22 protein-coding genes, 1 tRNA gene and 2 pseudogenes are annotated in these 26,133 nt (G+C 71.2%); 11 read left to right on the top strand and 14 right to left on the bottom strand.

All coding sequences use genetic code 11. The annotated features are described in order from the left end of the window. Together VNR19_RS14530 and VNR19_RS14525 are read right to left on the bottom strand one after the other, a co-directional pair. Positions 1-361: pseudogene (locus VNR19_RS14530) on the bottom strand (hypothetical protein); the annotation flags it as partial. 114 nt (positions 362-475) lie between these two features. Beyond that, positions 476-1,885 carry a zinc-dependent metalloprotease gene (locus VNR19_RS14525; protein ID WP_325727966.1) on the bottom strand — a complete coding sequence of 470 codons (1,410 nt, stop codon included), beginning with the start codon at positions 1,883-1,885 and terminating at the stop codon, positions 476-478. Positions 1,886-2,009: 124 nt separating this feature from the next. Here VNR19_RS14525 and VNR19_RS14520 point away from each other — a divergent pair, with 124 nt between their 5' ends. Both VNR19_RS14520 and VNR19_RS14515 read left to right on the top strand, forming a co-directional pair. Continuing rightward, on the top strand, positions 2,010-3,134 hold the full coding sequence (locus tag VNR19_RS14520; protein WP_325727964.1) for a YlbL family protein: 1,125 nt from the start codon (positions 2,010-2,012) through the stop codon (positions 3,132-3,134). Positions 3,135-3,243: 109 nt separating this feature from the next. After that, the gene (locus tag VNR19_RS14515; protein WP_325727963.1) at positions 3,244-6,162 is read left to right on the top strand and encodes a UPF0182 family membrane protein; all 2,919 of its coding nucleotides are present in this window, start codon (positions 3,244-3,246) and stop codon (positions 6,160-6,162) included. Between the two features lie 42 nt (positions 6,163-6,204). Here the strand turns inward: VNR19_RS14515 and VNR19_RS14510 are convergent, their stop codons facing one another. From VNR19_RS14510 to idi, 7 genes are read right to left on the bottom strand one after another with little or no spacing between them, the layout of a single operon-like run. Further along, entirely contained in the window at positions 6,205-7,101 is an 897-nt protein-coding gene (locus tag VNR19_RS14510) for a prenyltransferase (RefSeq protein ID WP_325727961.1), read from the bottom strand. After that, entirely contained in the window at positions 7,098-7,406 is a 309-nt protein-coding gene (locus VNR19_RS14505) for a lycopene cyclase domain-containing protein (RefSeq protein ID WP_325727958.1), read from the bottom strand. Before VNR19_RS14505 ends, VNR19_RS14510 begins: the two co-directional genes overlap by 4 nt. Continuing rightward, the gene (locus VNR19_RS14500) at positions 7,403-7,768 is read right to left on the bottom strand and encodes a lycopene cyclase domain-containing protein (protein WP_325727956.1); all 366 of its coding nucleotides are present in this window, start codon (positions 7,766-7,768) and stop codon (positions 7,403-7,405) included. The genes VNR19_RS14505 and VNR19_RS14500 overlap by 4 nt, the downstream gene beginning before the upstream one ends. A 3-nt stretch (positions 7,769-7,771) precedes the next feature. Next, positions 7,772-9,346 (bottom strand): phytoene desaturase family protein, encoded by a 1,575-nt coding sequence (gene crtI, locus VNR19_RS14495; protein WP_325727954.1) that lies wholly within the window; start codon positions 9,344-9,346, stop codon positions 7,772-7,774. Then, positions 9,343-10,212 carry a phytoene/squalene synthase family protein gene (locus VNR19_RS14490; protein ID WP_325727952.1) on the bottom strand — a complete coding sequence of 290 codons (870 nt, stop codon included), beginning with the start codon at positions 10,210-10,212 and terminating at the stop codon, positions 9,343-9,345. Before VNR19_RS14490 ends, crtI begins: the two co-directional genes overlap by 4 nt. Then, a complete protein-coding gene (locus tag VNR19_RS14485; RefSeq protein ID WP_325727950.1) occupies positions 10,209-11,252 on the bottom strand; it encodes a polyprenyl synthetase family protein in 1,044 nt (347 codons plus the stop codon). Before VNR19_RS14485 ends, VNR19_RS14490 begins: the two co-directional genes overlap by 4 nt. Beyond that, positions 11,249-11,812, bottom strand: coding sequence for an isopentenyl-diphosphate Delta-isomerase (gene idi, locus VNR19_RS14480; RefSeq protein WP_325727948.1), 564 nt, complete (start codon positions 11,810-11,812; stop codon positions 11,249-11,251). Before idi ends, VNR19_RS14485 begins: the two co-directional genes overlap by 4 nt. 87 nt (positions 11,813-11,899) lie before the next feature. Here idi and VNR19_RS14475 point away from each other — a divergent pair, with 87 nt between their 5' ends. Continuing rightward, the gene (locus tag VNR19_RS14475) at positions 11,900-12,373 is read left to right on the top strand and encodes a MarR family winged helix-turn-helix transcriptional regulator (protein ID WP_325727946.1); all 474 of its coding nucleotides are present in this window, start codon (positions 11,900-11,902) and stop codon (positions 12,371-12,373) included. 51 nt (positions 12,374-12,424) lie between these two features. On the opposite strand, the gene VNR19_RS14470 is transcribed toward VNR19_RS14475, so the two are convergent. Continuing rightward, positions 12,425-12,498 (bottom strand) — tRNA-Met (locus VNR19_RS14470). Between the two features lie 83 nt (positions 12,499-12,581). Between VNR19_RS14470 and VNR19_RS14465 the strand changes: the two genes are divergently transcribed. After that, positions 12,582-13,097 carry a DUF6328 family protein gene (locus tag VNR19_RS14465; RefSeq protein ID WP_325727944.1) on the top strand — a complete coding sequence of 172 codons (516 nt, stop codon included), beginning with the start codon at positions 12,582-12,584 and terminating at the stop codon, positions 13,095-13,097. Continuing rightward, positions 13,094-13,900 (top strand): carbon-nitrogen hydrolase family protein, encoded by an 807-nt coding sequence (locus VNR19_RS14460; protein ID WP_325727942.1) that lies wholly within the window; start codon positions 13,094-13,096, stop codon positions 13,898-13,900. Before VNR19_RS14465 ends, VNR19_RS14460 begins: the two co-directional genes overlap by 4 nt. Before the next feature lie 10 nt (positions 13,901-13,910). Here VNR19_RS14460 and VNR19_RS14455 read toward each other — a convergent pair whose 3' ends face one another. Then, positions 13,911-15,122: an aminotransferase class I/II-fold pyridoxal phosphate-dependent enzyme gene (locus tag VNR19_RS14455; RefSeq protein ID WP_325727940.1), complete on the bottom strand. Its 1,212-nt coding sequence runs from the start codon at positions 15,120-15,122 to the stop codon at positions 13,911-13,913. 136 nt (positions 15,123-15,258) lie between these two features. On the opposite strand from VNR19_RS14455, the gene VNR19_RS14450 reads away from it, so the two are divergent. The 3 genes from VNR19_RS14450 to VNR19_RS14440 are packed head-to-tail and all read left to right on the top strand — an operon-like array spanning position 15,259 to position 19,761. Next, positions 15,259-16,941 carry a trypsin-like peptidase domain-containing protein gene (locus tag VNR19_RS14450; protein ID WP_325727938.1) on the top strand — a complete coding sequence of 561 codons (1,683 nt, stop codon included), beginning with the start codon at positions 15,259-15,261 and terminating at the stop codon, positions 16,939-16,941. 43 nt (positions 16,942-16,984) lie between these two features. Then, positions 16,985-18,313, top strand: a complete 1,329-nt coding sequence (locus tag VNR19_RS14445; protein WP_325727936.1) for a CDP-glycerol glycerophosphotransferase family protein — start codon at positions 16,985-16,987, stop codon at positions 18,311-18,313. Continuing rightward, on the top strand, positions 18,310-19,761 hold the full coding sequence (locus VNR19_RS14440) for a CDP-glycerol glycerophosphotransferase family protein (RefSeq protein WP_325727934.1): 1,452 nt from the start codon (positions 18,310-18,312) through the stop codon (positions 19,759-19,761). The genes VNR19_RS14445 and VNR19_RS14440 overlap by 4 nt, the downstream gene beginning before the upstream one ends. Before the next feature lie 56 nt (positions 19,762-19,817). Here the strand turns inward: VNR19_RS14440 and VNR19_RS14435 are convergent, their stop codons facing one another. After that, positions 19,818-20,843, bottom strand: coding sequence for a glycosyltransferase family 2 protein (locus tag VNR19_RS14435; RefSeq protein WP_414684189.1), 1,026 nt, complete (start codon positions 20,841-20,843; stop codon positions 19,818-19,820). A gap of 110 nt (positions 20,844-20,953) precedes the next feature. Between VNR19_RS14435 and VNR19_RS14430 the strand changes: the two genes are divergently transcribed. After that, the gene (locus VNR19_RS14430) at positions 20,954-22,237 is read left to right on the top strand and encodes a CDP-glycerol glycerophosphotransferase family protein (RefSeq protein ID WP_325727931.1); all 1,284 of its coding nucleotides are present in this window, start codon (positions 20,954-20,956) and stop codon (positions 22,235-22,237) included. Positions 22,238-22,253: 16 nt separating this feature from the next. On the opposite strand, the gene VNR19_RS14425 is transcribed toward VNR19_RS14430, so the two are convergent. Beyond that, complete coding sequence (locus VNR19_RS14425; RefSeq protein ID WP_325727929.1) at positions 22,254-23,657, bottom strand: maltokinase N-terminal cap-like domain-containing protein; 1,404 nt, start codon at positions 23,655-23,657, stop codon at positions 22,254-22,256. 113 nt (positions 23,658-23,770) lie between these two features. On the opposite strand from VNR19_RS14425, the gene VNR19_RS14420 reads away from it, so the two are divergent. Both VNR19_RS14420 and VNR19_RS14415 read left to right on the top strand, forming a co-directional pair. After that, positions 23,771-24,538 carry a dienelactone hydrolase family protein gene (locus VNR19_RS14420; RefSeq protein WP_325727927.1) on the top strand — a complete coding sequence of 256 codons (768 nt, stop codon included), beginning with the start codon at positions 23,771-23,773 and terminating at the stop codon, positions 24,536-24,538. A 71-nt stretch (positions 24,539-24,609) separates the two neighbouring features. Beyond that, a complete protein-coding gene (locus tag VNR19_RS14415; protein ID WP_325727924.1) occupies positions 24,610-25,980 on the top strand; it encodes an HNH endonuclease signature motif containing protein in 1,371 nt (456 codons plus the stop codon). 12 nt (positions 25,981-25,992) lie between these two features. Here the strand turns inward: VNR19_RS14415 and VNR19_RS14410 are convergent. After that, positions 25,993-26,133 (bottom strand): annotated as a pseudogene (locus VNR19_RS14410) (IS481 family transposase); the annotation flags it as partial.

Genomic DNA, 26,133 nt, shown 5'->3' with positions numbered 1-26,133 from the left:
CCGGTCGCCACGCGCGCTCGACCGCGAAGCGCCGGCTCGACGACATCGCGTGCGCGGTCGCATCGATCGTCTCGAGGGCGATGCCGACGGCGGCGACCACGACGAGCCGCCGCGGCGGCGGTGGCTCGTCGGCGAGCGCGGGACCCACCAGGCGCAGGAACTCAGTCGTCTCGTCGCGTGAGGCGCCGAGCGCGGTGGCGAGTCCTTCGAGCACCGCGCGCGGCACGCCGCGTTCGAGCTCCGCGATGAGCCGCTCCTGCCAGGGCAGCGGATGCTCGAGGGTCACGACGGCGTCGACGCCGAACTGCACGGTCGTCGCGTCGCGCCACAGGGGAGGGTTCCCGGGGTGCAATCGGAGCATTCCCCGATGATGGCCGGGCGCCTCATCCGTCGACTGGTTGTCCACAACCGCCCGCCGACGTCACGGGGCCGTGCGGGCTGGGGAGGAACGGATGCGGCGGCCTCGCCGCGCGAGTCAGACCGGATGTCCGCCCGGGTGCTCGTCCCCGTCGGCGGGCCCGCCGCCGTCCGCGTCCTGCTCGCCCGCCGGGTCGACCGAGTCCCGCCCGCTCTCGGACTCGAGCAGCTCCGCGAGCGCGTCGTCGAACGCATCCGGTGCCGGCGCCTCACCGCGAGCGCGGGCCTCGAGCCGCGCGATGAGGGTCGCCGGATCGTCGATGTCCTCCGCAGTGGGCATGAGGTCGGGGTAGTCCCACAGCGAGTCGCGCGCCGCCACTCCCACGGCGTCCGTGACCGCCTGCCACATCGCCGCGGCCTCGCGCATGCGACGGGGGCGCAGCTCGAGGCCCACGAGCGACCCGAGCGCCTGCTCGGCGGGACCGCCCACCGCACGGCGACGGCGCACCGCCTCGGCGATGCGCGGCGCGGACGGCAGTCGCGAGGTCGCCGCGGCGGTCACCACGTCGACCCAGCCCTCGATCGTCGCGAGGAGGTTCTCGAGCCGGCGCAGCGCCTCGACCTGCGTCTCGGAACGCGTCGGCAGCAGAGCGCCGCTCTCGATCGCGCTGCGCAGCTCCTCCGGCTCGGACGGGTCGAACCGGGCCGCGAGCTCTTCGAGTGCGCTCGTGTCGACGTGGATGCCTCGCGCGTACTCCGTCACCTGCGAGATGACGTGCAGACGCAGCCAGCGTGCGTGCCGGAAGAGTCGCGCGTGCGCGAGCTCTCGCGCCGCGAGATACAGCGCGAGCTGGTCCTCGGGGATCTCGAGGTCGCGTCCGAAGTCCGCGAAGTTCTGGGGGAGGATCGCAGCCTCGCCGTCGGGCATGAGCGGGATGCCGACGTCCCCGCCCGAGACGACCTCCTTCGAGAGGCTGCCGACGACGTGCCCGAGCTGCGTCGCGAACAGCGATCCGCCGACGGTCCGCATGATGCGCCCCGCACCCTGCACGAGACCCTGCATGTCTTCGGGCGCCTGGTCGCGCAGCGCCGCGGTGAGGGCGTCGGCGATGCTCGTCGCGACCGGCTCGGCGAGCTCCTGCCACACGGGGAGCGTCGCCTCGACCCAGCCGCCGCGCGTGATCGGCTGCGGTGGCTTCGCGAGTTCCGAGATGGTGGTCGCCTCGCTCAGCCACAGGTTCGCGAGCGCGAACGCCTGGTCGAGGTCGGCACGCTGACCCTGCGTGATCGCGAGGCCGTCCTGGTTCGCGATGTGCAGTGCCTGACGCCGTGTGAGATCCCATGAGATCGACCCGTCGCCGGCGAAGGCGTCCTGCAGGTGGCGCATGACGGTCTGCATCATCGCGGGGTCGATCTGCATGCCGGACAGGCGCGACAGCTGATCGGGATCGATCTGGCCCGCGCCGCCGAACAGCTGGCGGATCATCTCGCGGAACTCGTCCTCGGGGCTGCGTTCGTCGTCTGCCACTTCAGCCGCCTTTCAGCAGGGTCATCGCGTTGCGCTCTACGCTAGTCGCACCCCTTCGTCGCATTGCCCGGCAGCGATCCCTCGCCTTACGCCGGTCGCGAACGACCGAGTGAGAAAGACCCCCGTGGCCCTGTTCGACGAGAACGTGAAGATCTCTCCCGCGCCCCGCCGCCGTCTGACCCCCGCTGTCGTCGCGGGGTCGTGGGCCCTCGCCATCGCGCTGGCGGCGCTGCTGGTGATCACCTTCCTGCCGACCTCGTACGTCATCCAGCAGCCCGGGCCCGTGTACAACACGCTCGGCACGGCGCGGTCGTCCGACGGGACCGAGGTGCCGCTCATCTCGATCGAAGGGGCCGAGACGTACCCGACGGCAGGGGCGCTCGACCTGCTGACCGTCCAGGTCGTGGGCAACCGCGAGCGCACGCCGTCGTGGTTCGAGCTCGCGATCGCGTGGTTCCAGCCGAGCCGCGCGGTGCTTCCGATCGACGCGATCTTCCCCGAGGGGCAGACATCCGAGGAACGCAACGAGCAGAGCGCCGCCCTCATGGTCGACTCGCAGAAAGAGGCGACCGCAGCCGCACTCAACGAGCTCGGCCTCGATGTCGGGCACAAGCTCACGGTGCACTCGGTCCTCGAGGACTCCGCCGCCGAGGGCGTCCTCGAGGCGGGCGACGTGATCCTCGAAGCCAACGGGCAGGAGGCGACGGATGCCGCGTCCCTCCGCGAGATCATCAACGAAGGCGACGGCGCGCCCGTCGAGATCACGATCGTGCGCGACGGTGAGGAGCAGACGGTCACGATCACCCCTCGCGAGACCGAGGTCGAGGGGGAGACGACGTGGCTCATCGGCGTCACCCTCACGAACGACTACGACTTCCCGATCGATGTGACGATCCAGCTCAACAACGTGGGCGGTCCGAGCGCGGGCATGATGTTCGCCCTCGGCATCATCGACTCCCTCACGCCGGGGGAGCTCAACGGCGGCGAGAACGTCGCGGGCACCGGCACGATCGACGCCTCCGGCGAGGTCGGGCCGATCGGCGGCATCCGTCAGAAGATGTGGGGAGCAGTCGACGCCGGAGCCGAGTGGTTCCTCGCGCCCGAGGCCAACTGCGACGAGGTCGTCGGCCATGTGCCGGAAGGGCTGCACGTCTTCGCGGTCGAGGATCTCGACGACGCGCTGGCTGCGCTCGACGCCGTGCGCGAGGGCGGCGACGTGGACGCACTGCCGACCTGCGGCGTCGGCTGACCGGGCGGAGCCTCTTAGGCGAGCGCTGAATTAAGCGAGCGCTGAACGTTGCCTGCGGGTTCGGCCGTCACGTCGGCGACCGCGCCGCGCGCCCGCCTAGGATGAGAAGGTGACCACGACCTCAGCGCCGAACAGGGCCACACCTTCCCGCTCCCGACGGGTCATCGCCATCACGCTCGCGATCATCGCCGCGCTCGTGGTGGGCTTCTTCGTCTTCGCGAACCTCTATGCCGACTGGCTCTGGTACGACCAGCTCGGTTACGAGGGCGTGCTTCTGACACAGTGGATCGCGCGCGTCGTCATGTTCGCGATCGGCTTCCTCGGCATGGCGATCCCCGTGTGGGGCGCGATCCAGCTCGCCTACCGCCTGCGCCCCGTGTACGCGCGGCTGAGCTCGCAGCTCGACCGCTACCAGGAGGTCGTCGAGCCGCTGCGCCGTCTCGCGATGTGGGGGATCCCGATCTTCTTCGGATTCTTCGCGGGCTTCGCGGCCTCGGCGCAATGGGAGACCACGTGGCTGTGGTTCAACGGCGTCGCCACCGACACCGTCGACCCCGAGTTCGGTCTCGACACGGGCTTCTACCTGTTCGCGATGCCGTTCTACAGCGCGGTGCTCGGCTTCGTGTCGGCTGTGCTGCTCGTGTGCCTGCTGGTCACGGCCCTCGTGTCGTACCTGTACGGCTCGGTGCGCATCGGTCAGCGCGAGTTGCGCATCTCGAAGGCGGCGCGCATCCAACTCGCGGTTCTCGCGGGTCTGTACATCCTCGTCCAGGGCGCGAGCCTGTGGCTCGACCGATACAAGACGCTCGTCGAACCCGGCGCGCTCGGCCGCATCACGGGTGCCGGCTACACCGAGACGCAGGCGGTGATCCCGGGGCAGACGATCCTCGCGATCGTGGCCGCGCTCGTCGCGGTGCTCTTCTTCGTGACCGCTGTCATCGGCCGCTGGCGCTACCCGCTCATCGCGACCGGCCTGCTCATCGTGTCGGCGATCGTCGTCGGCGTCGGGTACCCGTGGGTCGTCAACACGTTCCAGGTGCGCCCGAACCAGCTCAGCCTCGACGGCCCGTACTACGAGCGCAACCTCGAAGGCACGAAGGCCGCGTACGGCATCGACACGCTCGAGAAGATGCCGTTCGAGGCCGAGACGGATGCCGAGGCCGGCCAGCTCCGCGAAGACGCCGAGACCACGGCCCAGATCCGCATCATGGACCCGGGCGTCGTGAGCCCGGCCGTGCGGCAGCTCGAGCAGTACCGGTCGTACTACCAGTTCCAGGACCCGCTCGACGTCGACCGCTACATGATCGACGGCAAGTCGCAGGACACGATCGTGTCGGTGCGCGAGCTCAACATGAACCAGCTCGGTGCGGCCGCGTCGTCGTGGGAGTCGACGTCGCTCATCTACACGCACGGCTACGGCATCGTCGCGGCGGCCGGCAACGAGCGCACGACCGACGGCGAGCCCGTGTTCCTCGAGCGCGGAATCCCGTCGTCGGGCTTCCTGACGCAGCAGGAGGGCTTCCAGCCGCGCGTGTACTTCGGCGAGTTCTCGCCGACGTACTCGATCGTCGGCGCACCCGAGGGGTCCGACCCCGTCGAACTCGACTACCCGCGCGGCACCGACGAGGGCTCCAACGAGACCCGCACGACGTTCAAGGGCGACGGCGGTCCGAGCGTCGGCAATGTCTTCAACCGCCTGATCTACGCGCTCAAGTTCCAGTCCGAGCAGATCCTCTTCTCGGACGGCGTCAACGAGGAGTCGCAGATCCTCTACGACCGCGACCCGCTCACGCGCGTCCGCAAGGCGGCGCCGTACCTCGAGCTCGACAGCGACCCGTACCCGAGCGTCGTGGACGGCCGCATCGTGTGGATCGTCGACGGCTACACGCTGAGCGACAAGTACCCGTACTCGACGCAGGTGAGCCTGCAGCAGGCGATCGCCGACTCGAACAACACGGCGCCGCGCTTCTCGCTCGACGACATCAACTACATCCGCAACTCGGTGAAGGCCACCGTCGACGCCTACGACGGCTCGGTCACGCTCTACGCGTGGGACGAGGAGGACCCGATCCTCCAGGCGTGGCAGAAGATCTACCCGTCCACCGTCAAGTCGATCGACGACATGTCGGCCGAGCTCATGAGCCACGTGCGCTACCCGACCGACCTGTTCAAGGTGCAGCGGGCCATGATCGGCGTCTACCACGTCGACGACGCGCGCTCGTTCTACAACCAGGACAACCGCTGGCAGACGCCGAACGACCCGCAGAACGACCAGCGGCTGCAGCCGCCGTATTACTTGACGATGCAGATGCCGGGTCAGGAGGCGCCGTCGTTCTCGATGTTCACGACGTTCATCCCGTCGTCCGAGGGCGCCGCGCGCAACGTTCTGATGGGCTATCTCGCCGTCGACTCCGATGCGGGCAGCGAGGCGGGCGTGAAGTCCGAAGACTACGGCAAACTGCGCATGCTCGAGATCGCGGCCGACACTCCGGTTCCCGGTCCCGGCCAGGTGCAGAACACGTTCGACTCCGATCCGACGATCGCCGATCAGATCAACGTGCTCCAGCTCGGCTCGTCCGAGGTGCGCAACGGCAACCTGCTGACGCTGCCCGTCGGTGGCGGTCTGCTCTACGTGCAGCCGGTGTTCGTGCAGTCGACCGGCGGCACCCAGCTGCCGCTCCTGCAGAAGGTGCTCGTCTCGTTCGGCACCGACGTCGCGTTCGAAGACACGCTGCAGGAGGCGCTCGACGCCCTGTTCGGCGGCGAATCCGGAGCCTCGACCGGTGACGCGGACGTGACGCCGACACCCGGTCCGACACCGACGCCCGAGCCCACGCCGACGCCCGAGCCGGGCGAGACGGCCGAGCCGACTCCGCCGGCGGACGAGTATGAGGCAGCGCTGCAGGAGGCGCGCCAGGCGCTCCTCGATCGCGAGGCGGCTCTGCAGCGGGGCGACTGGGCCGCATTCGGCGAGGCCGACGACCGGCTGACCGAAGCGGTCGAGAAGCTCATCGAGCTGGGCGGCTGACCTCGTCCACCTCGGCGTGACCCCGGGCGACCGCCTGGCGCGTCACGCCGAGGTGAGCAGCCACCACCAGATCAGCAGCAGCGTCACCGCGAAGCCCGTGATCTGGTTGAGCCACAGGAATCGGCGCCACCCGCGCACCGCCTCGTGGGCCGCGGCATCCGTCACCGCCCGGAACGGCCACACCGTCGCGATGTAGGGCAGAGCGAGCGCGGCCGCGAGGGGTCCGGGCCATGCGGTCGCGAGCATCGCGAGACCGGATGCCGCGTAGCACGCGAGCGCGAAGCGCACGGTCCACCGGGCACCCTGCTGCGTCGCGATGGAGCGGATGCCCGCGGCGCGGTCGGCGGCGACGTCCTGCACGGCCCCGAACGCGTGCGACGCGACGCCCCACAGTGCGAACGCGAGGATGACGGCAGCGAGCTGCCAGGTCCACGCGGCGCCCGCGAGCACGAGGCCGTACACCGCGGGGGAGAAGAAGTGGATGCTGCTGCACACGGAGTCCGCGAACGGCACCTCCTTGAGCCGGAGCGGGGGAGCGCTGTACGCGACGACGAAGAACAGGCTCGCGGCCAGCACGAACCACGACCACGGTGACCCGACGATGACGAGGAACACGACGAACGGCGCGCACAGGAGGCCCGCGGTCCAGAGCGTTGCGCGGTGGAGGCGCACGTCGAGCACGGCGCCGTGCGCACCGCCCTTGCGCGGATTGCGCAGGTCCGACTCGTAGTCGAACACATCGTTGATGCCGTACATCGCGAGGTTGTACGGGATGAGGAAGAACACCGTGCCCACGACGAGCGCGACATCGATCTCGCGGGTCGTGAGAAGGTACGCGGCGGCGAACGGATAGGCGGTGTTGACCCAGCTCACGGGTCGGGACGCGATCACGAGCTGGCGAAGGGCGGATGCGGCGCCCACGCGCCCGTCGAGGCTCACGTGTGCCCCTCGTGTCGCCGGGTGAGCGTGTACACCGCAGGTACGAGGAACGCGGCGGCGAGCGGATAGGCGAAGTCCTCGATCGGTGCGAGCCCGATGCGCAGCCCGCTCACGTGCTCGTCCGGATACGAGTAGAGACCCACGCCGATCATGACGTTGTCGAACACGGCGGTCAGCACGAGGAGCACGATCGCCGCGATGCCGGATGCCGCCATGCGCCGGCGGAAGTCCGGGCGGCGCGCCGTCGCGAGGGCGGCCGCCGCCGCGATGGCGAGGAACGCGAGCGAGATCAGCGGATAGGTCATCGCCCGCCCGACTCTCCCGTCGCACCGTCCATGCCCTGGCGCGCCCTCGATCGCCGCTCGAGAAGCCGTCGCGCGCCAGCCCACGTCACGATCGACAGGTAGCACAGGAACGCGAGGAACACCGGCTCCTCGACGGGGAGGTGCGGTGCGAGATCGATGCCGAGGTAGAGGGGGCTGTCGCCCTGGACGAACACGCCCGTCCCGATTCCCACGAGGTCCCACGCGATGAAGAACACTGTGCCGACGGCGACCGCGACGAGGGTGCGGGCGCGGGCGCGCCACGCCGCCAGTCGGAACCGCGCGTCGAGTGCGACGATCCCCGCGGCCGACGCGAGGATCGCGAGCAGATAGGCGCCCGGCATCCGTCACGCCTCCACGGGAGCCGGCTCGGCGAGCGGTCCTGGAGAGCGATCACCGCGCAGCCCCTTCACGACGAGCTCGGCCGAGATGAGGCACATCGGCACGCCGATGCCCGGCAGCACGGACGCGCCCGCGTATGCGAGACCCGAGACCCTGCGCGACGTCGTCCTCGGGCGGAAGACGGCGCTCTGTCGCAGGGTGTGCGCGAGCCCCAGCGCGTTGCCGCGCCACGCCCCGTACTCCGCGGCGAAGTCACCCGGCGCGATCGTGCGCCGCACCACGATTCGGTCGGCGAGGTCGCGGATGCCGCACCACGACGCGATCTGCGCGATCACGCGATCGGCGGCGGCCTCGATCGCCGGGTCGCCCGCGCCGTCCACGCCGCCGCGGCCGAGCTCGGGCTCGGCCGGGACGGGTACGAGCAAGAAGAGGTTCTCGTGTCCCGCGGGAGCGACCGACGGGTCGGTGGCGCTGGGGCGGCACACGTACAGCGACGCGGGGTCGGGGATGCGCGCCGTCCGACCGAAGACGTCGGCGAAGTTCCCTCGCCAGTCGTCCGTGAACACGAGGGTGTGGTGGGTCAGCTGCGGCAGCTCTCCCTCGACGCCGAGCAGCAGCAGGAGTGCGCCCGGACTCGGGGTGCGCTTCGTCCACCACGGCTCGGGATAGCTCTGCAGGCTCGGCGGAAGCATCTCGGTCTCGGTGCGATGCAGGTCGGCCGTCGAGACGACGAGGTCGGCGTCGAGTCTGCGGCCGTCGGCGAGGCGGACGCCGGTTGCCGCGGCATCCGTCGCCGTGATGTGAGCGACGCGCGCGCCCGTCTCGATGACCGCACCGCGCTCGGTCGCGAGGCGCTCGAGCGCCCGGACGACCTCGCCGAACCCTCCGCGCGGGTAGAGCACGCCGTCTGCGAGGTCGAGGTGGCTCATGAGGTGGTACAGGCTCGGCGCGGAGTACGGCGAGGTGCCCAGGAACACGGCCGGGTAGCCGAGGATCTGCCGAAGACGCGGATGCGCGAACCGCCGCTCGACGTGATCCGCGAGGCTGCGCGTCAGCAGGGGGGCCAGCCTCGGCAGGCGCTTCAGGAGCGCGGGATCGCGCAGACCGGCCGTCGTGGAGTACGTGTCGTACAGGAAGCGCGAGACGGCGAGCTCGTACGCGTCGGCGGCCGAGTCGAGGTACGCGTCGAGGGCTGCGCCGGCACCCGGCTCAAGGCTCTCGAACAGCGCTGTGGACGCTTCTCTGCCCGACACGACGTCGATCGCGTCGCCCGTGCCCGGCGGGCCGTACACGCGGTACGCGGGGTCGAGTCGCACGAGGTCGAGCTGCTCGGCGGAGGATGTGCCGAGCAGGCGGAAGAAGTGCTCGAAGACCTCGGGCATGAGATACCAGCTCGGGCCCGTGTCGAACACGAAGCCGTCGTGCTCCCATACGCCCGCACGGCCGCCGATCTCGTCGCGCGCTTCGAGCACCGTGACGTCCCAGCCTTCCGCGCCCAGCAGCGCCGCCGTCGCAAGACCTGCGACTCCCGCCCCGATCACGATCGCCGGACGGTGCGCGTCTTCGGCGGGCGGCGTCACGCGCGGACCGTCCGAGGAGCGAATCCCAGCCACGCGCGCGCCGCGAGCGTCGCCTTGACGGGGTCGGGCACGCGCACGCGCCCTTCGCCGTCGGAATGCCGGCGGAGACGCGCCGACAGCGCGCCGAAGAGGTCGTGCGCCGCGGTGACCGCCCGGCGGCAGTCGGCGGGAAGGCTCGGGATGACGGCGGCGGCAGCGGCGAGGTCGGCGTCGATGCGGTCGAGCACCTCCGCGCGCGAACCGCGCGCTCCGAGGTAGTCCCGCCCGAGGGCGCCGGCGTCGTGGTCGAGATCCCGCAGGAAGTTCAGCTCCTGGAACGCCGCGCCGAGGCGCCGCGCCCCGTCGCACAGCTCGGGATCGGGATCGACCGGATGCGGCCGACCAGCGTTCACGAAAACGTGCAGGCACATGAGCCCCACGACCTCCGCCGAACCGTAGACATACGCGTCGTGCGATGCCGCATCGTGCTGCGCCGTCTCGAGGTCTGTGCGCATCGACGCGAAGAAGGGGCGCACGAGCGGTGCGCCGATGCCCGTCTCGCGCGCGGTCGCCGCGAACGCGTGCACGACGAGGTTGGTGCTGAACCCGCGCTCGATCGCCGCGAGGGTCTCGGTCTCGAGATCGTCCAGTATGCGGCGCTGGGTCTCGACGTCGAGTCCCGCCGCGGCCGCCGGGCCGTCGACGACCTCGTCGGCGACGCGCACGAGCGCGTACACGTTCCGCACATGCGGCCGCGGGCGCGCGCCGAGCAGACGGCACGCGAGCGCGAACGACGTCGAGTAGGCCGAGATGACGGCGGCGGAAGCATCCGTCGCCGTCCGGTCGTACAGATCCAGGCCCGTGGGCACTGCGTGGTCGCGGGTCACGGGATGCGCTCCCGGATCGCGGTGGAGAGGGACTCGATGAGCGCGGATGCCTCGCCCGGCAACGCCAGCGCGGCGCGCGCGGCATCGGAGAGCGTCTCGTCGACGAGCGCTGCCGCCCTTTCGCGCGCGCCACTGGCTTCGAGGGCGCGCTGCGCTTCGCGGATGGCGACGGGGCCGGTGTGTGCGACGGCGATCGCATCGCTCACGCGCTCCCACTCGCGCGTGCCGCGGGCGAGGGCGACGACCGGCGTGCGCTTGGCCTCGCGCAGGTCGACGCCTGAGTCGCGGCCCGTCTGCGCCGCCGAGCCGAACGTCCCGATGAGGTCGTCGACGAGCTGGAACGCGAGTCCGAGGCATCCGCCCGCCTCGCCGACGGCGTCGAGTGCGCTCGACGGCGCTCCCGCGAGCACCGCACCTGCCTGCAGCGGAGCGCGGAACGAGTAGACGGCCGTCTTGTTGAACGTCGCGTCGAGGATCGAGCTCGTGTCGGGGCAGTCGGCCGCGACGGCGTGCTCGACGTCGGCGAGCTCGCCCGCCGCGGACACGTACACGGCGTCGTCGTACAGCGCGAAGAGGCGCTCACGGGTGACCGCATCGACGTCGGCGGTCGCGACGAGTCGCGCCGCCTCGTGCAGCAGAAGGTCACCCGCGAGGATCGCGGCGGCGTCGCCGAGGGCCTCCTGCCCTTCGGCATCCGCGCCCCGCGCACCCGCGAGAAGCCGGAACTCGCCCGACACGTTCGGGACGCCTCTGCGCAGCGTGTCGTGGTCGATGACATCGTCGTGCACGACGAACGCCGTGTGCAGCAGTTCGAAGGCCGCAGCGACGGGGAAGACCGCGGGGGCGTCGTCGACACCGCCGCCGAACGCGGTGAACGACGCCGTGACGAGCGCGGGGCGCATCCGCTTGCCACCGGATGCCGCGCGGCCGATCGCGTCGGCGAGCCGCGCGAACCCGCCGCCCAGAGGCTCCGCACGGGTGCGGATGCGCGCGAGCGCGGCGGCGATCGCCTCGTCGGTGCGGGTGTCGGTGGCGATCATGATGCGCGGGCGACGGCCGGCGCTTGCTCGGCCGCCGCGCCGAAGAGGTGAAGCTGTTGGGCCTGGAGCACCAGCCAGGGGCTGAACGCCCACGGCGTGGCGACGAGCGACGCGGCGAGGTCGGCGGGGTCGACCCAGCGCGTCTCGCTCACCTCGCGCGGGTTGGGTTCGGGTTCGTCGTCGGTGTACGCCAAGTACACGGGGCACACCTCGTGCTCGACGATGCCGTTCGCGTCGGTCGCGCGGTAGCGGAAGAGGGGGAGGGCGAGCTCCAGGTCTGTGATCGTGATGCCGAGCTCATGCTCGGCACGCCGGTGCACCGCGGCAACGACCGGTTCGGCCGGACGGGGGTGCCCGCAGAACGAGTTGCTCCAGACGCCGGGCCACGTGGTCTTTCCGAGCGCGCGGCGCGTGACAAGCACTTGTCCCGCCGCGTTTCTCACGTGGCAGGAGAAGGCGAGGTGCAATGCTGTGTCGGTGCCGTGAACGCTGGACTTGGGCGCTGTCCCGATCGCCTCTCCCGCGTCGTCCAACAGCACGACGAGGTCCTGTTCGGTCATGCCGGTCCCCCGATCGGCTCGTTAAATTGCTAGTTTATCTAGTGAATGGTTTCGCCGATGATACAGGCGAGTGTAAGGAGTGTCCACATGTCCTACCCCAGGCTTGCCGAAAGCGGCCACGAGCGCTACGTCATGGAGATGCTCCAGGCGCTCCGGGCGTTCAGCGACGCGATGGACCGGATGCACGGCGGTCTGAAGGGCGACATGGACATGAACGCCACCGACCTCGCCGCCATGCGCATGATGATCATGCGCGAGCAACGCGGCGAGACCGTCAGCCCGCATGACGTCGCCCGTCACCTGCGGATCACCACCGCCTCGACGACCAAGCTCCTCGACCGGCTCGAAGCCGCCGGCCACATCGAGCGCCGCCCGCATCCACGCGATCGTCGTGCGCGCATCGTCGTGCTGACGGACACCTCACGGCAGGAGTTCTACCGCAACTTCGGCGAGCGCCTTCGCGGCATGCGCGAGATCGCCGACCGCTACAGCGATGAGGAGCTCCAACTTGTGACGCGCTTCCTCGCCGACATGAGCACGGTGCTCGATCCGGAGCAGTAGAGGGGTAAACGAAGAAGGCGCCCCCTCGGCGGGGGCGCCTTCTTCATTTCGTTGCGGGGACAGGATTTGAACCTGCGACCTCTGGGTTATGAGCCCAGCGAGCTACCGAACTGCTCCACCCCGCGGCACGAGAATCAAGCCTAGCACGGGTTTCGACGTGCTCAGACCGCGGTTGCCGCCTCCGCTCTCCGAGCGCGAGGATGAGCGCATGGTTTCCCCCCGCGGAGTCCGTTACGACGACGACGTCGATGACGGCCGCAACGAGACGCCCGCCGAACGTGCCGACCGCAACTGGAACGAGGTCCTGCAGGAGCTTCGCGTCCTCCAGACCGGCACGCAGATCCTCACGGGTTTCCTCCTCGCGCTCGCGTTCCAGCCCGGATTCGCGGATCTCAACGAGGGTCAACGGCTGCTCTACCTCACGCTCGTGGTGCTCGCCGCGCTCACCGCGATCGTCGCGCTCGCCCCGGTCGCTCTCCACCGGGTGCTCTTCCGACGCTTGGCGAAGCCGCGGGTGGTCGCGTACGGACATGCAGCGCTCGTGACGTCGCTCGTCACGGTGTCGCTCGTCTTGGTCGGCGTGGTCGCATTCGTGTTCGACTTCGTCGTGTCGGACGGCGCTGCGATCGTGGCATCCGTCGCCCTCGGAGTCGTCATCATCGTCTTGTGGGTCATCGCGCCCGTCGTCATCCGCAAGCGCCATTCGGAGAGGGTGGGCCGATGACCGTCGCCGTGCCCCTGGCCGTCGCCCAGTTCGCACCGACGGCGGATGCCGCAGCCAACCTCGACCTCATCGACGACCTCGTCGCCACGGCCTCCGCGCGGGGCGCGCGGGTCGTCGTGTTCCCCGAGTACTCGAGCTACTTCATCGATCCGTTCGACGAATCGCTCGCCGCGAACGCGCAGGAGATCGACGGGCCCTTCACGCGAGCCCTCACGGGCCTCGCGTCGACGTACGACGTCACGGTCGTCGCGGGGCTGCTGGAGCGAGCCGGCGACGACCGGCGCGTGCGCAACGCGGTGGTCGCGGTCGACGAATCGGGCGTCGTCGCGCGCTACCGCAAGCTGCACCTCTACGACGCTTTCGGCCAGCGCGAGTCGGATTGGGTCGAGCCGGGTGAGCTCGGCGAGCCCGAGACCTTCGAGGTCGACGGCATGCGCTTCGGGCTCATGACGTGCTACGACCTGCGGTTCCCCGAGGTGGGGCGGATGCTGGCGGATGCCGGCGCGCACGCGATCCTCGTGCCGGCGGAGTGGGTGCGTGGCCCGCTCAAGGAGCACCACTGGCGTACGCTCCTGCACGCGCGGGCGATCGAGAACACGCTCTACGTCGCCGCGGCCGACCACCCGCCGCCGCTCGGCGTCGGGAACTCGATGATCGTCGACCCGCAGGGGGTCGAGATCGCCGCCGTCGGCACGGGCACCGACGTCGCGCTCGCGCATCTGGACCTCGACGCCGTCGAGCGCGTGCGTCGCGTGAACCCGTCGCTGCGGCTGCGCCGCCTGCGCGTCGTACCGCGCGACTGAACGCCGCGCGTCACGCGGGGAGCGACGCCAGGGAGGCGAGGCGCGACGCCGCCTCCTCGAGCACGTCGAAGCGCTTGCACGCCGCGAACCGCACGAGCGTCGCGTAGTCGCCGCGATGCTCGGGCGTGGCGAACGCGGTCAGCGGGATCGCGACCACGCCGGCGCGCTCGGGGAGGCGCCGGCAGAACTCGTCCGCGTCGGTCGCGCCGAGGGGCGCGGCATCCGCCACAGTGAAATACGACCCCGCCGGTGTGCGCACCCCGAAACCCGCCTCGCGCAGGCCCGCGCCCAGCACGTCGTGCTTCTCACGCAGGGTTGCCGCGATGCCGGCGAAGAACGCGTCGGGCAGGGCGAGTCCGAGCGCGATCGCCGGCTGGAACGGCGCTCCGTTGACGTACGTGAGGAACTGCTTGACGGCGAGCACGGCGTCGATGAGATCGGACGGGCCGGTCGCCCACCCGATCTTCCAGCCCGTCGTGGAGAACGTCTTGCCGCCCGACGAGATCGTGAGCGTGCGGTCCCACGCGCCCGGCAGCGTCGCGATCGGCACGTGCGGGGCGTCGAAGACGAGGTGCTCGTAGACCTCGTCGGTGACGATGATCGCGTCGTGGCGGTCGGCGAGGCGCACGATCTCCGAGCGCACCTCGGCGGAGAAGACGGCTCCCGTCGGGTTGTGCGGATCGTTCACGAGGATGACGCGCGTCCGGTCGGATACCGCCCGCGCGAGCTCGTCGAGGTCGGGTTGGAAGTCCTCACCGCGCAGCGGCACCGTCACGAGCCGCGCGCCCGCGAGTGCGACGCACGCGGCGTACGAGTCGTAGTACGGCTCGAACACGACCACTTCGTCGTCGGGCCCGTCCGTGAGCGCGAGAAGCGCCGCCGCGATCGCCTCGGTCGCCCCCGCCGTGACGAGCACGTCGCGGTCCGGGTCGAGTTCGAGACCGTAGAAGCGCTTCTGGTGCTGCGCGACGGCCTGGAGGAGAGAACGGATGCCGCGACCCGGAGGGTATTGGTTGACGCCGTTCGCGATCGCCTCGCGTGCCGCCTCGAGCACCTCGGCGGGCCCGTCCTCGTCGGGGAACCCCTGGCCGAGGTTGATCGCGCCGGTGTGCGCCGCGAGCGCGCTCATCTCGGCGAAGATCGTGGGGCGGGCGGTGCCGTCGGCATCGACGAGGCCCGCGCCCCGGGCGGTGCGGAGCCATGCGCCGGGAATCAGTCGCATTCCTCAGACGCTACCCTTCTCGGGGCTTCGTTTCCCGGCGCGCTCAGAGGATCGCATAGGCGTGTCCGGGCGCCGACATAAGAAACGCACAGCATCGCGCGTCACGCTGTATCTGGCTTTCACGAAGGAGCATCGAATGAGCGACATCGACGAGGGACGCCAGAGCGACCAGAACCCCGCCGCGGGCGAGCCGGCCGCCGAGTCGGGCGCGCCGGCGGCCGAACCCGCCACGCCCGCGGCCGAGTCCGCCGCGCCCCCGGCCCCGCCGGCCCCGCCCGCGCCGCAGCAGCCCGCGTGGCAGCCTCCGGCCGGCGGCGCTCAGCACCCCGGCGCCCCGTACGGCGCGCAGCAGGGCCAGTACGGCCGTCCCGCGCAGCCCGGTCACCCCGGCCAGCCCGCGACGGGCGCACTCGGGCGACCGCCGCACCCGCAGGCCTACGCCGGGCAGCCGTACTCGGGCCAGGGCCCGCACCCCGGCCGGCCGTCGTACCCGGCGCACCCGCTCGGTCACGCGTCGAACCCCGGCACGTCCTCGAACCCGACGGTTCCCCTCGGCCCGTCGGGCGGCGCATCCGGTACGACGCCCACCGGCGCGACGAAGACGACCCGCCCCGAGAAGAAGAGCGCCGGGCGCACGGTGGCCGCAGCCGTCGTCGCAGCGGCCCTCGTCGGCGGCGCAGCGGGCATCGGCGGTGCGTGGGCGGGCGTGAACTGGTTCGCGCAGTCGCCGACGGTCGCGGCATCCGGACCGTCCACGGTCACCGTCAACGACCCCGATTCGGTCAACCAGACCACCGCGATCGCCGCCAAGGTCGTGCCGAGTGTCGTGACGATCTCCGCCACGAGCAGCGCCGGCGGCGGAACCGGCTCCGGAGTCATCATCTCGGAAGACGGCTACGTCATCACCAACACGCATGTCGTGACGCTCGACGGCGCGACGAACGACGCCGACATCCGCGTCACGACCTCGGAAGGACGGGTCTACGACGCCGAGGTGGTGGGCACGGATCCGACGTACGACCTCGCGGTCATCAAGCTGCAGGATGCCTCGGGCCTGACTCCCATCGAGTTCGCCGACTCGTCGAAGCTCAACGTCGGTGACGAGACGGTCGCCGTGGGCGCGCCCCTCGGGCTGTCGAACACCGTGACGACCGGCATCGTGAGCGCGCTGAACCGCTCGATCCAGATCGCGTCGGCCGCGGTGCCCGAGCTCGAGGGAGACGACGACTCGGGTCGCCCGACGCCTCGCGACGGCGAGGGCCCGTTCCAGTTCGACTTCGGTCAGGGACCGCGCCAGAACACCCCGTCGGCGACGATCTCGATCGCCGTGATCCAGACCGACGCGGCGATCAACCCGGGCAACTCGGGCGGCGCGCTCGTCGACTCCGAGGGCAAGCTCATCGGCATCAACGTCGCGATCGCGACCGCGGGCGGCGCGCAGACCGAGGGCTCGGGATCGATCGGCGTCGGCTTCGCGATCCCGTCCGACATCGCCAAGCGCGTCGCCGACGAGATCATCGAGAACGGCGAGGCGACGCACGGCCTGCTCGGCGCGAGCGTCCAGTCCGCGGCCTTCGTCGAGGGCTCGACGATCACCGGCGCCTACATCGCCGAGATCGTCCCGGGCGGTGCGGCCGACGAGGCCGGGCTGCGCGTGGGCGACATCGTCACCGAGTTCAACGGCGTTCCGATCACCGACTCCGTCGACCTGACCGCGCAGGTTCGCGCGGCGGCAGGGGGGAGCGATGCGACGCTCACGTACGTGCGCGACGGCGAGTCGCACACGATCGACGTGACGCTCGGCACGCTTGAGCCCTGATCACCCCGGGGCTCCGGACGCCACCCCGCGATAGGCTCGCGGGGTGGCGTCCTTCTCGTTCGGCGCGGGGAACGCGCGCAAGCTCGCGAGCATCCCGCTCTACGCCGCCGGACGCCTCGCCACGCTCGTGATCCCGCGCTCGCGCGACGAATGGGTCTTCGGGTGCGCGGTCGGCATCGCCGACGGGGCGCTCGAGCTGTGGAGAGTCGCCGCGGAGCACGATGTGCGGGCGGTGTGGCTGGTCGCGAACGAACGAGAAGAGGCGGATGCGGCGGCCCGCGGCATCCGGACCGTCCGCAAGTCCTCGCTGCGGGGCTTCTGGCGCACGGCGCGCGCCCGCGTGGTCGTCGTGACCCACGGGTTCGGCGATGTCAACCGCTACGCCGTATCGGGCGCGTTCGTCGTGCAGCTGTGGCACGGTATCCCGCTCAAGCGCATCGGGCTGGACTCGCCCGAGACGGTGCGTCCGCCCGCGCGCCTGCCCCGCCCCGTGAGCGCTCTCGTGCGGCGCGGCCTCGCGGTGATGTATCGCGCGGCGGCGCGGCGCATCGACGTGCTCCCGGCGGCGTCGCACCTCGTGCGCGGACGTCTCGAGTCGGCGTTCGGCCTGCGGGACGAGCGCGTGCCGGTCACAGGTGAGCCTCGCGTCGACGTGCTCTCGCGCGGCGAGCCCGCCGAGCGCAGGAGTTCGGCGCGCGCCCGCATCGACGAGACGGCCGGGCCGTTCGATCCCGCGTCACGGCTCGTGCTGTACGCGCCGACGTGGCGCGACGGCGAGCCTGACCCCGCCATTCCGCATGGCGGGCAGTGGCGCACGATCGTCGACGCGCTCGAGCGTCACGACGCCGTGCTGCTCGTGCGCTCGCACCCGCTCGGAGCGGGGGAGTACGAACCGCCGTTCCCCACGGAGCGCGTCCGCCGCCTCGGCAGCGACCTCGTGCCCGACGTGACACCGCTCCTGGCGGGGCTCGACGTGCTCGTGACGGACTACTCGTCGCTCGTGTTCGACGCCTCGCTCGTGCCGCTGCCGACGCTCTTCCTCGCACCCGATGTCGAGGCGTACGGGCGGCGACGGGGGTTCTACGGCCGGTTCGCCGACGTGGCCGGCGACGACTGGAGCACCGATTGGGAGGGGCTCGTCGCGCAGCTCGACGCGGTGCTGGGCGACGACGCGGTGCGCGGGGAGCGTCTGGCTCGCGCGCAGCGGTTGAGCGAGCGCGTCCACGCGTTCCGCGACGGCCGCAACACCGAGAGGGTGTACCGTGCGATCGAGACGGGGCTCGCGCGACGCGGCGCGCCCGGCTGGGGCGGGACGACGAGCGCGCCGCCCCCGCCGCATCCGACTTCACACCCGACGAAGGGAACCCGATGACCGATGCCCGCTTCTCGACCGACGGCGGAGCGAGCCTGATCCTGTCGGGCACCGGCGCCCGACCGCAGTCCGTCGAGCTGATCGGGCCGCGCGCCCGGACCGCGGGCACACTCACCGGGCGCGGCAAGACCTGGCGTGCGGTGATCCCGCTGCGGGCGGCCCGCTGGGGCGGACCCGAGCTGCCCCTGCCGGTCGCCGACTACCGACTCCGGCTCGTCGACGCCGACGGCGCCGAGGCGGCTGTCGAGGCATCCGCCCCGCTCACGCAGTTGGGGACGCTTCGCGCGAGCCTCGACGGCGGCGTCGTGCACATCGGGCCGCCGATCGACCCCGCGTACGACTCGGGCGAGGGGCAGGCGGCCCTCGAGCGGCGATACGCGACGCGTCCGGGCGGGCTCGAGAACGCGGTGTTCTTCGAGAGCTTCTACGGCCGCAACGCGAGCTGCAACCCGCTCGCGATCGACCGTGAGCTCGCAAAGCGCGCGCCCGGGCTGACGCGGTACTGGAGTGTCGTCGACCTTTCGGTGCAGGTGCCCGACGGTGCGATCCCCGTCGTCGAGGGCAGCCCCGAGTGGTGGCGTGCCCGAGGGGCCGCGCGCCTGCTCGTCGTGAACGACTGGCTGCGCCGGCGCTTCGCGAGACGGAGGGGCCAGGTCGTGCTGCAGACGTGGCACGGCACACCGCTCAAGCGCCTCGCGCTGCACCGGCCGGGGTTCGATCCGCGCCGTGCGGCGGCCGTCATCAAGGAGGCGCGCCGATGGGACGTCCTCCTCGCGCAGAGCCCGTACGCGGAGCGCATCCTGCGCAAGGCGTACGCGTTCCTGCGACGGCCGGTGTGGGTCGAGGGGTACCCGCGCAACGACGTCCTCGTGACCGGCACGGGCGACGCAGCCCGCCGCGCGCTCGGCATCGGCCCCGACGAGCGCGTGCTGCTGTACGCGCCGACGTGGCGCGACGATCGCGCCGAGATCGTGGACTTCGTCGATCCGGCGGAGCTCGCGGCGGAGACCGACAGCGTCGTGCTGGTGCGCGGCCACTCCCGCACGCTGCAGCCCGGGCGCGACGCCGAGGGTCCGCGGGTCATCGACGTGACGAGGTTCCCCGACACGTCGCAGCTCCTGCTCGTCGCCGATGCGCTCATCACGGACTACTCGTCGGTCATGTTCGACTTCTCGGCCACGGGCAAGCCCATGTTCTTCCTCGTGCCCGACCTCGAGCGGTACCGGGGTGAGCTGCGCGGGTTCTACTTCGACCTCGTGGAGCGGGCTCCCGGCCCGGTGGTCCGGACGCAGGGCGAGCTCGTGGCGGCGATCCAAGACGTCGACCCGTCGCTGTTCGCCGACGCATACGCGCGGTGGCGTGCGGCGTTCAACGCGCGCGACGACGGCCACGCGTCCGAGCGGGTCGTGAACCGCATCCTCGACCAGGGGTTCGTCGACGTGGGGTGATCCGCGCTTTCGGCCCGCTCGGCGGCGACTCGCTCGGCCCGCTCGGCGAGCTGCGGTCAGGGCAGCGGCGTGTTGCGGTCGCCGAGCCGCGATGTGTCGACCGTGTCGTGCGCGCCGCCCAGCACGCCCGCGATGAACCCGAGCCCCCACGAGATGTGCATCGTGGGGAGCACGGCGATCGTCCACAGCTTGTCGCGCCAGCCCGAGCCCCCTCCGGGGCCGATCGCCACGACGAGCACGAGCAGCGCGTAGGCGAGCACGGGGACGAAGACGACGGATGCTGCGACCGCCCACCACCCGGTGAGCACGCGCGCGAGCTGCAGCGTTCCCACGATGACCGACAGCGCGATCGCGACCACGAGCAGCGGGGGAGCGAAGAAGCGCAGCGAATTGCGGGTGCCGTACCGGCGCACGAGCTCGCCGCGCCACCGGCCCGTCGCGATGAACTGCCGTGCGAGCCTGCTCCAGCTCTCGCGCGGCCAGTACGTGACCGAGAGCTTCGGGTCGAACCACACGCGGTAGCCCGCGCGGCGGATGCGGAGGTTGAGCTCCCAGTCCTCGCCGCGGCGGATCGTCTCGTCGAACCCGCCGACCTCGTCGAAGACGGCGCGCCGCATGACGCCGAGGTAGGCCGACTCGGCCTCCCCCTCTCGCGTGCCGCCGTGGTACGCGCCTCCGCCGAGTCCGATCCGCGAGTTGTACGCCCGGGCGACGGCGCGCTGGAACGGCGTGCGGCCGTCGGCCCGCATGACGCCGCCGACGTTCGCGGCGCGCACGCGCGTGAGCGTGTCGAGCGCCCGCCGTGTGTAGCCGGCCTCGAGCTCGGAGTGCGCGTCGACGCGCACCACGGTCGGATAGCGTCCCGCTCGGATCGCGAGATTCAGCCCGACCGGGATGTCGGCTGCGGGGTTGTCGACGAGCACGATGCGCTCGTCCTCGGCGGCGAGCTCGCGCGCGAGCTCGTCCGTGCCGTCGGTCGAAGGGGCGAGGGCGATGATGAGCTCCGACGGCCCGGGGACGTCCTGCGCGAGCGTCGACTCGACCGCGCGGCGCAGGTAGTCGCGCTCGTTCAGCACGGGCATCACGAACGTGACGCCCGCGTCGTCGGGCGCCGTGGGCGCGTCTCTGCGACCGGGCTCCTCGACATGCACGCGTCGATCATGTCATGTGCGCCCGTCGGTAGGCTGAACGGGTGGGTGTGGTGGCGGATGCGAAGAAGGCGGTTGCGCTGCTCCGGAAAGCCGTCACGAATCGGCGCGCCGGCACAGCGGTCCGCCGCGAGCTCGCGCAGCGCCCGCCGCATCCGGAGAATCACTACAAGGTCGCCGTGTACTTCGCCGACGGCGCGGTCAACATGTACCAGATGCGGCAGTGGTACAAGCCGCTGGCCGAGCTCGCGAAGCGGTGGCCCGTCGTGGTGCTCAGCCGCGCGGCGACCGGTGCTCGCGCGCTCCTCGCCGAGGACGCCCCGCCCGTCGCATTCGTCCCGACGGTGCGCGATCTCGAGCGCTTCATCGCCACGCAGGACATCCGCATCGTCCTGTACGTGAACCAGAACACGCGGAACTTCCAGATGTTCCGCTACGGGCGTCGCTGGCACGTGTTCATCAACCACGGCGAGTCCGACAAGATGTACATGACCACGAACCAGTTCAAGGCGTACGACTACGCCTTGATCGCGGGCGACGCGGCGCGCGAGCGGCTTTCGCGCGTGCTGTGGGACTACGACCTCGATCGGCGTACGATCCAGATCGGTCGGCCCCAGGCCGACCACTACTCGGGCACCCTGCCGTTCACACCCGACGAGCGCACCGTCGTGCTCTACGCGCCGACGTGGGAGGGCGACCGCCCTTCGGCGCACTACGGCTCGGTGCGCACGCACGGCGAGGCGCTCGTGTCGGCGCTGCTGGCCACCGGACGCCATCGGGTGATCTACCGCCCGCACCCGCGGTCGGGCGTGGTCGACCCCGAGTACGGCGCGGCGAACCGGCGCATCATCGCGACGATCGAGGCGGCGAACGCGTCCGACCCGTCGGCGCGCCACGTCTACGACGCCGGTGCCGACCTCGGTTGGCAGCTCTCGGTCGCGGACGTGGCGATCGTCGACATCTCGGCGATGGTGTACGACCGGCTGGCGGCAGGCAAGCCGCTCATGGTGACGCGGCCCACCGACCCCGAGGCGATCGTCGACACGCACGGCTATCTCTCGGCGTGCGAGTGGCTCGACGCGGCATCCGCCCCCGATGTCGTCGCGCAGATCACGCGGGTCATCGAGGATCCGGATGCCACGGCCCGCCTCGAGCACTGGGTGCGGCACTACTTCGGCGACACGAGTCCGGGCGCCGCGACCGCGAGGTTCCATGCCGCGATCGAGCGGCTCATGCAGGAGTGGGAACTGTGGCACGATCGCTCGGTGGCGCGCGGCGACGTCGACGAAGACGAAGAGGAGCAGCAGGCGGCGGAGCTCGACGAGTGACGCCGAGTTCGCGCGGTCAGGCGTTGACGGTGGGCTGCTCGACGAGCCGTGCGATCGCGCGCAGCGGGATGGGAACCCACGTCGGGCGGTTGCGCGCTTCGTAGATCGCCTCGTATACGGCCTTGTCGATCTCGAGGGCGGCGAGCAGGTCGCGCTGCGCCTCGAGCTCGATGCCCGACGCGGCCGCATACCCGTCGAGGAATGCGCGTCTCGCGGCGCGCGCCCACGCGAGCGCGGCATCCGGGGACTGGTCGGGCGTGTCGAGGCGGATCGACCCCGCGACGTAGTCGAACGAGCGCAGCATCCCGGCGACGTCCCGCAGCGCGAGGTCGGCGCGCACACGCTCGGCCATCGGTCGCAGCGGCTCGCCCTCGAAGTCGAGCAGCACCCAGCCGCGTCCGGGCGTGTGCAGCACCTGGCCGAGGTGGAGGTCGCCGTGGATGCGCTGCAGCGGCGGCCACGCTGTCTCGAGGGCCCGGGCGTACACCGCCTCGATCGCGTCGCGCTGCTCGGCGATCCCGGGAACCTCGGCGATCGCCATCGTCAGCCTGCGTGTCCACGTGTCGGCGGTCGCCGTACGGTCGGTCTGCTGGGTCTCGTGCGTCGGGAACAGCCGCGCGAGCGCGACGTGCACGTCGGCCGTCGCCTCACCGATCTCGCGCGCCGCGACGGTGAAGTCCTCGAGTCGGGCGGCAGCCCGCAGGGCGACGCGCCACGCGTCGTCGACGTCGGGCAGGAACTCCTGGGCGAACGCGAGCGATCCGCTCACCGAGCCGCCCGCGGTCGCGAGGTCCGGCCATGCGCCCTCCAGCACGCCGACGGCGGCGGGCACGTGGGTCGAACCCGACGCCGACAGGGCGCACTGCAGCTCGATGTCGGGATTCAGTCCCGGATGCAGCTGCCGGAAGACCTTGCAGATGATCGACGGCCCGCCATCTCCGCTGCGGTAGATGATCGATGTGTTCGACTGCTCGCCGGAGAGCACGGCCGATTCGTAGGACGCCGCGGGCGCCGCGAAGTCGGCCGCCGGGACCCCGGTGACGGACGTGCGCGGTCCGGAGCCGGATCCGCCGCGGGTGACGAGCGTGAGCAGCGCTCGCGTGTAGGCGGGATCGTGGGGCCCGTCGATGAAGGTGACACCCGGCTCGGGATCGCCGATGACGTGGTCGCCGGAGTCCTCGACGCTCGCCGTGGCCCGCGCGACGATCGGCACCTGGTACAGCACGACGGGGAGCGCACCCTCGTCGAGGACGAGGAAGGTGCGCACGCGCGGCAGCGCCGGATCGTCGGTCGCGGCGCCCGTCTCGACCGGCGCGAGGTCGAACCACGCGACGAGACGCAGGCTCGGGACGCGACCCTTGCCCGCGTACCAGCGCTGCCGCGTCATCCAGGCGGCGAGGCAGGCGAGGGTGCTGTCCATAAGCCGAGGCTAGAGATGGCGGCGGATGTTGTCGAGAGCGGGATGCAAGCGCTTGCATGGCATCCGCGATCCGATTCCTTCCGTCGGCGGCGTCGGTCTGCCACGATCGGGCCATGAAGGAGCTCGACGACTGGACGCGGACGACCTTCACCGCGGGCGACGAGACGCGTGAGGTCTATCGCAAGGATCCGCCGGGCGGCGGACGCACCGGGGTCATCGTGCTGCATGAGGTGCCGGGGATCGAGCCGGTGCTCGTCGCCTTCGCCGACGAGCTCGTGGACCACGGCCACATCGTGCTGCTTCCTCGGCTGTTCGGAACCCCCGGCGCAGGGTTCTCCTTCGCGAACGTCGCAGGCGATCTGTGGCAGTTCTGTGTGCGGCGCGAGTTCTCGATCTTCGCGCGCGGAAAGACGAGCCCGGTCGCCGGATGGCTCCGCGCGCTCGCGCGCGACCTGCACGACGAGGTCGGGGGAGAGGGCGTCGGCGTGGTCGGCATGTGCTTCACGGGCGGCTTCGCGTTGGCGATGATGGCGGATGCCCCGGTGATCGCGCCGGTGCTCGCCGAGCCCTCGCTGCCGGCGGCCATCGGCTTGCCGCGCGGTGCACGCCGGCGCGGCGCCGACCTCGGGCTCAGCCCCGGCGACCTCGAGGCGGTCAGGGCTTCGTCGACGCAAGTGCTCGGGCTGCGATACCGGTGCGACCGCGCCGTCGGATCGCGATGGGACACGCTCGAGCGTGAGCTCGGGGATCGATTCCTCGCGGTCGACTTCGACGGGAAGGGCCACTCGGTGCTGACGAAGGATCGCCGGCAGGAGGGAGTGGATCGCGTGATCGTGTTCCTCGATGAGAAGCTCGGGGCGGGTGCGGGTGCGACCGGGTAGCGCATCGGGTCCGCCGCGCGAACCCCTCATCTCGCACGCGAATGTCCGACGCCGCCACTACATTCGAACATATGAACGAATCGCCCTTCGTCGACGACGACCTCGACGACCCGTGGATCATCGACGAGAGCGATCTGTACGACCCCGAGGTCGATGCCTTCTTCGCCGACCCCGACAGCGTGGCTCCCACTTCCGGCGACGATGCGATCACGGCGGCGATGAACGATCTCGCGATGGTCACTGTGCGGCAGCGGATGCTGATCGCCGAGCAGTACCGGGCGATCGACAGCATCCTTCGTGACGCGGAGGCCGATCCCGAGTCGTGGGTCGGACCCGATCCGACGATCGATCCGGGCTGGACGGATCCGCGCGAGCGTTCCGCGGCCGCCGTGCGCCGTGAGCGGCGCGAGTTCGCGGTGCGAGCGGCTGCGGCCGACATCGCGGTGCGGCTGCGCATGTCCGAGTCGGTCGTCCGCTCGCGCGCCGAGCGCGCCGCGATCCTGAGAGACCGGATGCCGCGTCTGTGGGCGTCGTTCCTCGGCGGCGCCGTGTGCGAGCAGAACGCCGTCACCGCGGCGCAGCTCGCCGCGTCGCTGCCCGATGACGGCGAGACGTGGGACGCGTTCGACCAGCGGGTGTGGGAGTCAGCGGGCTCGCTGACGCCGCCGAAGTTCCGCGTTCGGGCGCGCGCCGCACGTGAGCGCGTCCATCCGGAGTCGATCGAGGAACGTCATCGCCGCGCGGCTGAAGACCGCCGCGTGTGGCTCACTCCCGACCTCGACGGCATGGCGACCCTGAGCGTGTTCGCGCCGGCGGTGAAGGCGGAAGAGGCGATGCGGAGCGTCGACGCCATCGCGCGACACCTGGCCGCGCAGGAGGGCGAGGGTCGCACGCTCGCGCAACTCTGCGCCGACGCGGTGCTCGACCTCGTCGCGTACGGAGAGACGGAGTCGACGCCCGCAGCGTTCCGCGCCGTGAGCGTGGCGGTGACGATTCCGGCTCTCACGCTGCTGGGCGAGTCCGACGAGCCTTCGAGCCTCGACGGCTACGGGCCGATCGACCTCGAGACCGCTCGCCGCCTCGCAGGTGAGGCGTCGTCGTGGGTTCGGGTGCTCACGCACCCCGTGAGCGGCACGGTGCTCGATGTCGACCGCAAGACGTACCGCGTGCCGGCCGATCTCCGCCGCCGGCTCGGGGTGACCCACCCGACGTGCGTCTTCCCAGGATGTTTCCGCCCTGCCCGCGAGTGCGACATCGACCATCGCGTCGACTGGCAGCACGGAGGGCCGACCAGCGCCGAGAATCTCGCGCCCGTATGCGAGTCGCATCACCGCCTGAAGCACGGGTCGCTGTGGACGCTCGAACGCGACTCGGACGCCGGAACGATGAGGTGGGTGAGTCCGAGCGGACATGAAGCGGATGCTGATCCGCCGCCGTTCTGAGACGGTGCGCGCCTAGTTGTGATGTCCAGGCAGGTTGTTGAGTCTGCTGATGGGTGGTCCGCCGATGGCGGAGTGGATCCGATGATGATTGTAGAAGTGCAACCATCCGGGGAGTGCGGCGCGGCGCTCGGTCTCTGAGGTATAGAAGCGCGC

The organism is Microbacterium sp. (genome assembly GCF_035556355.1).
Lineage (GTDB): Bacteria > Actinomycetota > Actinomycetes > Actinomycetales > Microbacteriaceae > Microbacterium.
This window is presented reverse-complemented; position numbering and strand designations above follow the sequence as displayed.